At 55.4% G+C, this 11820-nt stretch carries 10 protein-coding genes; 1 reads left to right on the top strand and 9 read right to left on the bottom strand.

Going from position 1 to position 11820, the window contains the following annotated elements; genetic code table 11:
• The first annotated feature begins 10 nt into the window (after positions 1-10).
• A complete protein-coding gene (locus tag ACAM29_RS03290; protein WP_091823557.1) occupies positions 11-847 on the top strand; it encodes an ABC transporter substrate-binding protein in 837 nt (278 codons plus the stop codon).
• On the opposite strand, the gene ACAM29_RS03285 is transcribed toward ACAM29_RS03290, so the two are convergent.
• From ACAM29_RS03285 to uvrB, 9 genes are all read right to left on the bottom strand, one after another.
• Positions 841-1491, bottom strand: coding sequence for a response regulator transcription factor (locus tag ACAM29_RS03285; RefSeq protein WP_091823560.1), 651 nt, complete (start codon positions 1489-1491; stop codon positions 841-843). The two genes, ACAM29_RS03290 and ACAM29_RS03285, sit on opposite strands and share 7 nt — an antisense overlap.
• Positions 1488-2858, bottom strand: a complete 1371-nt coding sequence (locus ACAM29_RS03280; protein ID WP_369623195.1) for a cache domain-containing protein — start codon at positions 2856-2858, stop codon at positions 1488-1490. The genes ACAM29_RS03285 and ACAM29_RS03280 overlap by 4 nt, the downstream gene beginning before the upstream one ends.
• Before the next feature lie 71 nt (positions 2859-2929).
• Positions 2930-4219: a TRAP transporter large permease subunit gene (locus tag ACAM29_RS03275; RefSeq protein ID WP_206834455.1), complete on the bottom strand. Its 1290-nt coding sequence runs from the start codon at positions 4217-4219 to the stop codon at positions 2930-2932.
• Positions 4220-4236: 17 nt separating this feature from the next.
• A complete protein-coding gene (locus ACAM29_RS03270; RefSeq protein WP_369623194.1) occupies positions 4237-4773 on the bottom strand; it encodes a TRAP transporter small permease subunit in 537 nt (178 codons plus the stop codon).
• Between the two features lie 87 nt (positions 4774-4860).
• A complete protein-coding gene (locus ACAM29_RS03265; protein WP_091823572.1) occupies positions 4861-5934 on the bottom strand; it encodes a TRAP transporter substrate-binding protein in 1074 nt (357 codons plus the stop codon).
• Between the two features lie 167 nt (positions 5935-6101).
• Positions 6102-7841, bottom strand: a complete 1740-nt coding sequence (locus tag ACAM29_RS03260) for a sensor histidine kinase (RefSeq protein WP_369623193.1) — start codon at positions 7839-7841, stop codon at positions 6102-6104.
• 4 nt (positions 7842-7845) lie between these two features.
• Positions 7846-8967, bottom strand: a complete 1122-nt coding sequence (locus tag ACAM29_RS03255) for a substrate-binding domain-containing protein (protein ID WP_369623192.1) — start codon at positions 8965-8967, stop codon at positions 7846-7848.
• 48 nt (positions 8968-9015) lie between these two features.
• Positions 9016-9729: a sulfite exporter TauE/SafE family protein gene (locus tag ACAM29_RS03250; RefSeq protein WP_369623191.1), complete on the bottom strand. Its 714-nt coding sequence runs from the start codon at positions 9727-9729 to the stop codon at positions 9016-9018.
• 33 nt (positions 9730-9762) lie between these two features.
• A complete protein-coding gene (gene uvrB, locus ACAM29_RS03245) occupies positions 9763-11775 on the bottom strand; it encodes an excinuclease ABC subunit UvrB (RefSeq protein ID WP_369623190.1) in 2013 nt (670 codons plus the stop codon).
• Positions 11776-11820: the final 45 nt, after the last annotated feature.

Here is an 11820-nt window from a genome sequence, read left to right as displayed (position 1 = left end):
GAGACGTTAAATGCAGGTCAAGGCACTGCTACCCCTTTCTTGGGTTGCCCTCACGACGCTATTGTGCACCAGCCTTGGCCTGAATGCACAAACGAACTCTCCTGATCGACTCAACCGGATCATGCAATCACAGACGTTGCGAGTGTGTATCTGGCCCGACTACTTTTCCATCAGTGCACGCCACCCCAAGACGGGTCGTCTTGAGGGGATTGATATCGAGCTGGCGCATGAATTTGCACGCGACCTTGATGTGGAACTTGAGTTTGTCGAAACACATTTCGGCCGTTTCATGGATGACCTGGAAGCGGACGCCTGTGACATCGGAATGTTTTCGATAGCAATCACGGACGCGCGCGCCCAGCGCATCGATTACAGTGAGCCCTACCTGGCCAGCCAGATGTATGCGGTCAGCACACGCACGCATCCTGGCATACAACAGTGGAGTGATATTGACCAGCCCGGCGCCATTGTCTGTGTGCAGGAAGGAACCTATATGGAGTCTCAAATGCGCAGCAGCCTGCAACATGCCGACATGATGGTAGTTAAAGACCCTCGAGAACGTGAGCAGGCTGTCATGTCAGGAATGGCGGATGTATTCATCACCGATTACCCTTACTCACGCAAGGTGCTTCGTTTCTATGACTGGGCTCGCCTGATTGAGCCTCCGGCATCAATGACTGAGCGCCCCTTCCGGTACGCATATGCCGTAGCCAAAGGGCAGCCTCAGTGGCTGGCACGGGTGAATCGCTTTGTCAGTGACATCAAACAAGACGGCCGCCTCAGGAAAGCAGCCGAGGCCAATGATCTTGGGCCCATTGTGTTAGAGGAGGTCGCGCCGCCTCACTGAACCAGATTGTGTTCCAGCGCATACCGCACCAGGCCTGCAGCTGTATGAATATTGAGCTTTGACTTGATGTTCTGACGGTGGGTTTCCACCGTCCGCACCGAAATTGACAGGGCACGGGCAATCTCCTTGTTGTTGTGCCCTTCCGCCAGTTGTCGCAACACCATGCGTTCCCGCGGTGTTAATTCCCCGGGCTCCTCTGCCGAATTCGCCGCCTCCGGGTCCGTGAAGTGACTGAACAAGGTCTGCGATGCACTGGCACTGAAGTAAGTACCGCCTTGGCAAACAGTTTCAATCGCCTTCACCATCTCGGCCGCAGAAACATCCTTCAGTATGTAGCCTCGGGCACCAGACTGAATCAGCTGTACCATATATTCCCGGTTGTCATGCATGCTCAGAATCAGCACTCGAGTTTCGGGTGAACGTGTACGCAGCTCACGCGTTGCCTCCAGTCCATTCATGATCGGCATGGACACATCCATCAACACCACGTCCGGCTTGAGAGACTGAACCAGCTCGATGGCTTCAAGACCATTGCCGGCCTGTCCAACCACTTCGATGCCACCCTCGTTTTCCAGCCGGGCCTGAATGCCATCAATAACCAGCGGATGGTCATCCACCAACAGCACCCTGATCGAGTCTGTCATCGCTCACCTCCTGTCTGCTGCAGGGACAAGCCAGCCAACAGTGTTGCCCCCTGCCCCTGCCGTGAAGACAGCCTGAACTCGCCACCCAGCAATTCGACCCGTTCGCGCATGTTACGCAAACCGATACCTTCAAATCGCTCCAGTACCTCGGGGTCAAACCCACAGCCATCATCCTGCATTTTCAACCACAGCTGACCGCTCTGCTGCCACAGACGTAAGCGTAGCAGCCCCGCACCTGAGTGTCGCTCCACGTTGGTCAGACCCTCTTGGACCAAGCGATAGACCGTAATTTCCACGTCCTCTGGCAGCCTTCCACCGGGCAAGCGGATATCCAGATCCAGTCGGATACCGGTTCGCTCCGTAAAGCGATCAAGCAAGCCTTCCAGCGCCGCCTCCAGGCCCAGATCATCCAGCAGAGTCGGTCTCAGGTCGTGAGAAATCCGACGCACTTCCTGAATCGCTTCATTCAGCACCTGATAGCCCTTGTCCAGGTCAGTCAATCCTTCCTGATCTCCCTGTTTCAGTTTGCGCTGCGCCAACTCAATCCGGTACAGCACTGATACCATCAACTGGTTGATGCCATCATGCAACCCCCGCGAGAAGCGACGTCGATCCGCCACGTTGGCCAGAATGGAACGATGCGCCAGCAGCCTCAGACGACTGTCAGCCAAACGATTCTCATGCAGGTTGATTGCAACTCCCAACAGGACCACCAACACCACAGCCACCGACATGATGACAAGCACGGTAAAAAAGGTGTTGCGAATGTTACGGTTGACCTCGGCACGGATCTTGGCAACCTCACGGCTGATATCATCCAGATACAGACCGGTTCCCAGCATCCAGTTCCACTTGGGCAACATCACCGCATAGCTGATTTTCTCTTCACGTGCCTGCTTGGAGGGCTTTTCCCACAGGTAGCGATGGAAGCCGCCGCCCTGTCGAGCGCGCTCCAGCAAATTGCGAATCACGTAATTGCCACGGGCGTCCTGCATGTCATACAGGTCCTGCCCGACCAGCTCCGGCTGTGTCGGGTGAACCAGATTGACCCCTTCAAGTGTGTAAACGAAGAAATACCCGTCCTGATCATCACCGAAAGTCATATCAGTCAGAATCTGCTTGACTGCACTTTTGGCCTGGGCATCATCGGGGCCTGCCGTATCAACGATATGGGCGATGGATGTCAGCGCCAGGCTGACATAGTTTTCCAGTTCTCGTTGCTTGGAGCCCAGCAAATGCTGCTCAAACAGCCGGATCTCTTCCTCTGACAGCTGACGCGCCTGATTCATGCCAAGCCAGGCAACAGCCGAGGTCACCAGCATCATCGGAAGAATGGAAAGAAGGAGGATCTTGATCTTCAGCGGCATTGAACTGCACCCGCACGGCCAGAAAAATAAAACGCCTGAACGGCATAGGGCCGAACAGGCGTTCGTTAAGTCTAAACCAGACCGTAGAACCCTGGGAACAGGAGAATCGAAATCACGATTGCCACCTGCATGATGATAAAGGGCACGACCCCCTTGTAGATGTCCAGGGTACGCACATTGGGCGGCGCAACCCCCTTGAGGTAAAACAGACTGAAGCCGAAAGGTGGAGTCAGGAAGCTGGTCTGCAGATTCATTGCGATCAAGATCGCAAACCACACCGGCGCTATGCCCAGAAGTTCTGCTGCCGGCAGCAGAATCGGCACGATGATGAAACTGATTTCAACAAAATCGATAAAGAAGCCAAGAATCAGGATTGCCAACATCGACAGCAGCAGGAAGCCCATGGCCCCACCCGGCAGATTGGACAGGTAATGCTCTACAATCTCTTCACCACCGGTATAGCTGAACGCCATGGAGAACGCCGTGGCCCCCAACAGGATGGCAAAAACCATCGCCGTAACTTTCACAGTCTCGATGGCAGAGTTGTATACCATCTTCCAGCTGAACTGGCGGTAGATCAGCGCCAGCAGCAGAGCACCTACGCCACCCAGCGCCGAGGATTCGGTCGGTGTTGCAATACCGGCAAAGATCGAGCCCAGCACCACCAAAATCAGTGCCAGCGGGGGAATAATCGCTTTCAATGCCTTGAAGACTTGCTCCCGACGTGTGCCATCGTCCAGATCCATCGGCAAGGCCGGAGCCGCTGAAGGTTTCAGGTAGGTATACACCAGGATGTACAGAACATAGGCACCGATCAGAATGAATCCAGGCATGATGGCCGCCTGAAACAGATCACCGACCGGAATCCCCATCACGTCACCCAGAATAATCAGGATGATGGATGGCGGAATGATCTGCCCCAGCGTACCGGAGGCACAGATCGTGCCGCAGGCCAGCTTTTTGTCATAGTTGTACTTGAGCATGACCGGCAACGAGATCAGACCCATGGCGACTACGGACGCACCCACCACACCGGTCGAAGCAGCCAGCAGAGCACCTACCAGTACGGTGGAAATTGCCAGACCGCCTCGTACGCCACCAAACAGTTTGCCCATGGATTCCAGCAACTGCTCGGCCAGACGGGTTTTCTGCAGCACGATTCCCATGAACACAAACAGAGGCACCGCCATGAGCACCGTGTTTTCCATGATGCTCTGGATACGGAACGGCATGAAGGCAAACATGTCCGGTCCCTCGGCATAGACACCGAACCAGAGCGCCACACCGCCAAAAATGAAGGCCACCGGGAAGCCGATCAACAGCATACCCAGGGCAACGAAAAACATTGTAATACCGATCATCGGGAATACCTTGTGCGTTAGTGCTGCATCGGGGTGTAGCCATCATCCCTGTGATGGCCTGCGAGCGTATTAACAGAATGAAGCATCATCCCGACACCACTGATGAAGGTGCAGAAAAAGGCAAAGGGAATAACTGCCTTAATCACCCAACGATACGGCAGACCACCGGGGTCGCCCGAGCCTTCACCCAGCTCAAAGGACTCGCGGGCGAAATCCACGCCATACCAGGCCACCAGCAGACAGAAGGGGAACAACAGCGTCAGGACACCGAAAAGGTCAATCCAGGCTTTCTTCTTCAGGCTCAACCCTTCATAGATCAGATCAACGCGCACATGGCCACCGACCCTCAGGGTAAACGGCACCCCAAGCATGAACATGGCAGCAAACAGATGCCACTCCAGCTCCTGCATGCCGATGGACACATCATTAAACAGGTAACGCGTGACCACGTCGTAGAAAACGTTGAACAGCATGATCACAAAAAGAACGGCAGAGATCTTGCCCAGCCAATCGGAAAAGGCGTTGATCGTCTGCTCAAGGCGTAACAGAAACATTCAGAATCCCTCGCAGCCCAAGGCTGTCAGATACATCTTCCGGATGCGGATCGAGGCTCCGCAACCGGAGCCTCGAAGAGAACAGGCTTACTCGAAGCTGTTCAGGTAGGCACGGTCTGCAATGTCAGTCCACTGACGTACCACACCCATGTACTCGGCCTGGGAGTCCAGAATCTCCTTGGCCAGCTCATCGTTGGCGGCATGCTCAGCCAGCAATTCATCGTTGGCCTTACTCAGCGCCTGGATGACTTCCGGCGGGAACTGCTTGACCTGAACATTCGGGAACTCCGCCTTCATGGTGGCCCAGTTCATACCGGACTCATGGTGCGACTGAATGGTCATGTCATAGGCCGCAACGCGCATGGCAGTGGTCAGGATTTCCTGAAGGTCTGCAGGCAGCTTGTCAAAGGTACGCTTGTTGACCAGGAACTGCAGTTCGGTTGCAGGCTCATGCCAGCCGGTGTAGTAGTAGGGTGCAATCTTGTGGAAGCCCATGCGCAGGTCCATGGAAGGCCCCACCCATTCCAGTGCATCGATGGTGCGACGTTCCAAAGAGGTATAGAGCTCACCCGGCGGAATGTTGGTCGGGTTGGCACCCAGCTTGGCCAGCACTTCACCCGCGAATCCCGGAATGCGCATTTTCAGGCCTTCCAGGTCTTCTACAGTATTAATCTCTTTCTGGAACCAGCCACCCATCTGCACACCGGTGTTGCCGCCCGGGAAAGACATCAGATTGAACGGCTCGTAGACCTTCTGCATCAGCTCCATGCCACCACCGTAGTAGAACCAGCCATACTGTTCGGTAGCGGTCATGCCAAACGGCATGGTGGTGAAGTACAGCGTGTTGGGCACCTTGCCTTTCCAGTAGTAGGACGCTGAGTGCCCCATGTCATACTGGCCGGCACGTACCATGTCGAAAACGCCAAAGGCTGACTTGTGCTTGTTGGCAGTATCGATACTGATTTCCAGACGCCCATTGGACATCTTGTTGGCCAGGTCTGCCATGCGGCGAGCCGGCTCGCTGAAAACGCCAAAATTCGTGGGCCAGGTTTCAGCCAGTTTCAGTTTGTGGACTTTCTCGGCCGCCTGAACGGGACTAACCATGACAGCGGCGCAGGCAGCAGCGGCCATCAGTTTGCGGGCAAAGGTAAATTTAAGCATTGTTGTTATCTATCCTCTGTTGTCGAGTCTGACAATGACTCAGACGAGTCATCAGCCATGACATTATCGACAGCAAAGGCACAGGCCGGTATCGGAAATACCACCCAGAGACGGGAGTGGTTCTACGCAGCCGATACCGCATACTACGCAATATGCGATACGTGTTTTTACGTAGGTGCCTCCCCTGGTCCTTCACACAGATCCACAAATGAATACGCATATTCAGGCGGGATCAGCAGATCAATGCTAACCCCATGGTCGGAGTGAATCTCAACCTGAGCATTCAGATGCCCTGCCCGCTCACGAATCCCCATCAAGCCAAAACCAGAAGTTTCGACTCCACCATTCTGTTCCGACATAAAGCCTACACCGTCATCGGCGATAGTCATACGCAGCCCGTCAGGTTCGTCTCGAAGGCGTACCAGTACCCAGCTTCCACCTGCATGGCGTGTCACGTTGGACAGTGCCTCCTGTGCGATGCGATACAAATTCGATACCAGATCAGGCTTGAGCGGCCGGCTCTGTTCAATATCAAATTCAACTGCGTAATCAAGCTGTTCCAGCAAGTTCACGGCCGGTAAACTGGTCAGACTCACACCGAGGCCAAAATCACTCAGCTCATAAGGCCTCAGCATCCTGATTCGGTTGTAGACCGTGTCATAGATATTGTCGATCAGCTCGGCGGCCAACTGCAGGTTCTGTTGCGGCAAGCGAGCCTGCTCCAGCTCCTGACGCTGCAATTGCAGGTGCATGCGTACAGCAACCAGCAGCTGCGCCATATCATCGTGCAACTCGTTCGACAGCCGCAGTCGTTCACGCTCCTGGGTTTGCATCAAGTGCTGAAGGATCTGGCGCTTTTCTTCAATGTTCTGTGACAGTCTCTGGTTGACCCCTTCCAGCGTTTGCTCTCGCTCTTTCAGGCGGTTAACGATCGCAATGATCTCTTCGCCTATAAGATTGAATTCCCGAATATAGCTTTGCGGCCAACGGGTGTTGCTCTGACGGTTGGCCAGACGGGTAAGGCTGATTAATTGCTGCAACTGCCGGTCAACCGCCGATGACAACAAAAAGGACGAGAGCAGCGAGACGACCAGTGCCAGCAGACAGCCATACAGCAGCGTTTCCGCCAGCGCATCGCGTAATTGACGCTGCGCACTGGCATCAGCCAGCAAACCTATCCGCAGCTGCGGCCCAAGCGGAGTAAGTCCGTTCGAGAGCACCAGATCTTGGGCCATAACCGAATTACTGGATTCGAGTTCCGGCTGGAGCCGACTCAGCACTCGGTCACCATCAAAAAGCGCCAAATGACGTAAATTGTCACTTTTGACCAGAATGGAGCTCAGCAAATAGCGATTCCCACCCAGGCGCATCCCCGACAGTAGCTGGCCAACGATCTTGCCACTGTCGTGCAGGTAAAGCGGCACCGAATATACGGCAAGCTGTTCACCACCCACCTCAAGCAGTTTCCAGCCCTTGTACTGAAAACTGCCATGCTGTTTGATCAGCTGTTCACAGGGCAACTGGTTAAGTTCAGGGGTATAACTGAGCGACAACAGGCAACGCCCCGACTCAAAAAAAGAGAGCGCCACAAAATCATAGCGACGGTTTTCGTGGCTTTCCTCCCACCGCTCAAAGCCGGTTTCAAGCCGGCCAGGGCTTTGGGTGTAGAGTGTTTCAATGCGGGTACGATCGGCCGCCAACGTCAAGACTTCGGTTTCAATTCGCTGCAGATAGTCCGTTACACGCTCTTCATAGCGCAGAGCAAGGCTGCGATTGAGTGTATATGCCTGCTCCTCAATCACACTGCGTGACTGGATGAAGGTAACGACCAGAAACACGGCTACAAATATCAGCGAGATGCCCAATGTCAGCCAAAATGTCAGCGTTTTGAAGCGCAGCCTGCCCATGCGACTAATATCCGCCTGCGCTGTAGCGCCTCGCCTGCGCCTCGTACGCCTGTATTTCTTCCACACTCATGCTGTCATCCAGCACGACAAAATCGCTGGAGTAGATCAACGGCTGTGGCTTGCCCTCAAGGTCACGCTTGATCGCTTCCGCGATGGCGATGGCATTGTCATCATTCATGCGCATCAGAACTGCTTTAAGCCCCCCCAGGCGCAGCTGCTCAATCTCGGCGGGACTGCCACCCCAGCCGTTGACAACCACATCAGCTCTTCCCAGCTCGGCCAGGGCATCCACTGCTCCCAGCGCCACGTCAGTAGAGCAGGCATAAATGTAGTCAAGCTCGGGGTGTTCACGCAGCATCTGCAACGCCGCCTTGCGCCCTCCAACTCGACTGGAATCGGTGTAATAACTGCTGCGCAGACGGTGACTCTCGGGCACCGATTGAATGTAGGTCATTCCGCGCAACTGACTGATCAGACCCTGGCTACGAAACAGCACACCGTAGTCGGCACCCTGAGGAAAACGTTTCTCAAAGTGATCAGCCAACAGACGCGCCCCTTCAGCATGATCGAAACCGACATACATGTGTGGCTGGCGGTCACCCCATGCCTTGAGCGGCGTAGTGATGTTCTGCAGAATCAGCCGCGTATCCGTATTTTGGATCAGTCGCTCGATGATCGACTGCTGGCGCGATGAATCAAGGGTATAAAGGAGGTAATCCGGCTGCCAGTCCAGCAGTTCACGTATCTGGTTTACCTGCTCGACCAGCTGGATATTCGGCTCGGTATAGCGTGCTTCCAGATGATATCGAATACCGAGCTGGTTCAGCCGCTGCTGCAGGGCCCGTTCGCTGTCCGGCCAGTAACTTGATGCCTGCAGAGAGGGATATACCATGGCGATGCGCAGCGGCCTCGCCTGCAGGTCTGTCTCAACAGGCTCAGCGCGCTGGCGAACCGCTTCAGTCAACTCAGCCAGCCAGGGCCTCTGCTCAGGATGTTGCCGGTAATACTCGTCGTAGTGCCAATAGTCACTGATGCCTGCAGCCGTCACCACGGTCGTCACCAACAGCAATACCAGCCCAAACACGCCTGCTCTGACCAGGCAGAGTACCTGTTTCACTCCCTGCATGATTCGCCACATCCTTTTTGCTTGGTTTACAATTTTCAACCTGCACCCTCATGCACGCAGGGAAAATACCACTGTCATCATCAGACCCACAACTACGACTCCGCCCTTGACCCAGGCAACCGGCAACAGGCGCGACAGGGCAGCACCCTGATAGCCGCCCAGCGTTGCCGCAAGCATCATCACCAATGCTTCAACCCAAAGCACCTTGCCGGCGATGGCAAAAGCCACAACGGAAATCATCGACAGTACGAATGACAGCCAGTTTTTCAGGCCGTTCATCAGTAACATATTTGCCATGCCGGCGGCTGCAAACATCGCCAGCAACATGATTCCCAGCCCGCCATTAAAATAGCCCCCGTAGACTGCCACCACAAACAGGCCTGGCAGCAGATGCAGGGGGTTTTCACTGTTGCGCACCAGGGCCAGCAGCTTCTGACCAAAGGCAAACATCAAGGTTGCCAACAGCAACAACAGCGGCACCACTTTCGAGAACAGCTCGGCCGGTGTCACCAGCAGCAACAGCGCTCCTGCCAAGCCGCCAGCCAGACCCACAACCGACATCTGCACATGCTCTCGCATGGACAGACTGCGCAACTCCTTGCGAAACCCGGCCGCACCGCCCAGATACCCGGGCAATACGGCCACGGCACTGGTGGCATTTGCCGTTATCGGGGGCACGCCGGCCCAAACCAGCGCCGGAAAGGTCAGAAAAGAGCCGCCTCCGGCAATTGAGTTCAGCACCCCTGCCAGATATCCAGCCACTATTAATACACTCCACTCCAGCATCGGATACCCTCAACCGCTGTGCTTCAAACGTTCCAGCTCGTCCCGGTAGCGGGCTGCCTGCTCGAACTCCAGATTTTTGGCCGCTTCGTACATTTTGTCTTCCAGACGCGTGATGGTCTTTGCCAGCTCTGCAGGGCTGAGCAGCTGGGCATCAACCCGGTATTCGGCATCCGGTTCGGCAGCCTTGCGCGCGCCGCCCTTGCCACGCTTGCCGGGAATCTGGCTGGCACCCTCCATGATATCGGCCACGGACTTGCTGATGCCTCTGGGTGTAATGCCATGCTCTGCATTGAAGGCGATCTGTTTATTGCGACGCCGCTCTGTTTCATCAATGGCGCGTTGCATCGAACCTGTCATGCGATCAGCATAAAGAATGGCACGCCCGTTGACGTTACGCGCCGCGCGACCGATGGTCTGGATCATGGAGGTTTCCGAACGCAGGAAGCCCTCCTTGTCGGCATCCAGAATGGTCACCAGTGATACCTCCGGCATGTCGATCCCTTCACGCAACAGGTTAATACCAACCAGCACGTCAAATTCGCCGATGCGCAAATCGCGAATAATTTCCACGCGTTCAACCGTATCGATATCCGAATGCAGATAGCGCACCCGCACATTATGCTCGGCCAGATACTCAGTGAGATCCTCAGCCATTCGTTTGGTGAGTACAGTTACGATCACCCGCTCCTTGCGTGCGACCACAAGGTTGATTTCGGTCAGCAGATCATCCACCTGATTGCTTGCAGGACGTACTTCAACCTGCGGGTCCACCAGTCCGGTCGGCCGTACCACTTGCTCTACAATCTGCTGAGCATTCGCGGCCTCGTACTTGCTGGGCGTGGCGGAAACGAAAATCATCTGTGGCGCCTGTTGCTCCCATTCCTCAAACTTCATCGGCCGGTTGTCCAGCGCTGAAGGCAGCCTGAAACCGTATTCAACCAGGGTTTCCTTGCGCGAGCGGTCGCCCCTATACATGGCGCCTATCTGCGGCACGGTGACATGAGACTCGTCGAGCACCAGCAGCGCGCTGTCAGGCAGGTAATCGAACAGGGTGGGCGGTGCCTGTCCGGGATCACGACCGGACAGGTAGCGCGAGTAGTTTTCGATGCCGGAGCAATAGCCCAGCTCCATGATCATTTCAATATCGTACAGGGTACGCTGTTCAAGTCGCTGTGCTTCCACCAGCTTATTGTTGTCGCGCAGCTGCTTCAGCCGCTCGCGCAACTCCTCCTTGATATGCTCGGTGGCTTCAAGCAGCGTTTCACGCGGTGTGACGTAGTGGGTTTTGGGGTAGATGGTGGCGCGTGGCACCTTGCGCAAGACTTCGCCGGTCAAGGGATCGAACCAGGCGATCTGATCCACCTCGTCACCAAACAGCTCAATACGGATGGCGTCCCTGTCCGATTCAGCCGGGTACACATCAATCACGTCACCGCGTACCCGATAGGTACCACGATGGAATTCGATATCGTTACGGGTGTACTGCAGCTCTGCCAGCCTGCGCAACAGATCACGCTGATCGATCACATCGCCTCTGTCCAGGTGGAGCATCATCGACAGATAGGACTTGGGGTCGCCCAAACCATAAATGGCAGATACCGTTGCCACGATGATGGCGTCATCCCGCTCCAGCAGCGCCTTGGTAGCGGACAGGCGCATCTGCTCGATATGATCATTGATCGAGGCGTCCTTTTCGATGAAGGTATCAGACGCCGGCACATAGGCCTCCGGCTGGTAATAATCGTAATAGGAGACAAAGTATTCAACCGCATTGTCCGGGAAGAACTCCTTGAACTCGCCATACAGCTGTGCCGCCAACGTCTTGTTGTGCGCCATGATAATGGTGGGGCGCTGCACGGCGGCGATCACATTGGCAATGGTGAAGGTCTTACCCGACCCTGTCACGCCCAACAGGGTCTGGGCTGCAAGCCCCGACTCCAGCCCGTCAACCAGCTCACTGATTGCCTTCGGCTGATCGCCGGCGGGCGCAAATGCCGACTGTACTCTGAACCTCTGTTTCATTTTTCCACCTGTTTCAAACCAGCCGCCGATTATACCTGTTTTGAT

The sequence above is a fragment of the Marinobacterium sp. BA1 genome, assembly GCF_041155135.1.
In the GTDB taxonomy this organism is placed as follows: domain Bacteria; phylum Pseudomonadota; class Gammaproteobacteria; order Pseudomonadales; family Balneatricaceae; genus Marinobacterium; species Marinobacterium iners.
This window is presented reverse-complemented; position numbering and strand designations above follow the sequence as displayed.

What these genes read in the sequence shown, in the direction of transcription:
- ACAM29_RS03290 (WP_091823557.1), top strand. Translation starts at nt 11, where the DNA reads ATGCAGGTCAAGGCACTGCTACCCCTTTCTTGGGTTGCCCTCACGACG.
- ACAM29_RS03285 (WP_091823560.1), bottom strand. Translation starts at nt 1,491, where the DNA reads ATGACAGACTCGATCAGGGTGCTGTTGGTGGATGACCATCCGCTGGTT.
- ACAM29_RS03280 (WP_369623195.1), bottom strand. Translation starts at nt 2,858, where the DNA reads ATGCCGCTGAAGATCAAGATCCTCCTTCTTTCCATTCTTCCGATGATG.
- ACAM29_RS03275 (WP_206834455.1), bottom strand. Translation starts at nt 4,219, where the DNA reads ATGATCGGTATTACAATGTTTTTCGTTGCCCTGGGTATGCTGTTGATC.
- ACAM29_RS03270 (WP_369623194.1), bottom strand. Translation starts at nt 4,773, where the DNA reads ATGTTTCTGTTACGCCTTGAGCAGACGATCAACGCCTTTTCCGATTGG.
- ACAM29_RS03265 (WP_091823572.1), bottom strand. Translation starts at nt 5,934, where the DNA reads ATGCTTAAATTTACCTTTGCCCGCAAACTGATGGCCGCTGCTGCCTGC.
- ACAM29_RS03260 (WP_369623193.1), bottom strand. Translation starts at nt 7,841, where the DNA reads ATGGGCAGGCTGCGCTTCAAAACGCTGACATTTTGGCTGACATTGGGC.
- ACAM29_RS03255 (WP_369623192.1), bottom strand. Translation starts at nt 8,967, where the DNA reads ATGCAGGGAGTGAAACAGGTACTCTGCCTGGTCAGAGCAGGCGTGTTT.
- uvrB (WP_369623190.1), bottom strand. Translation starts at nt 11,775, where the DNA reads ATGAAACAGAGGTTCAGAGTACAGTCGGCATTTGCGCCCGCCGGCGAT.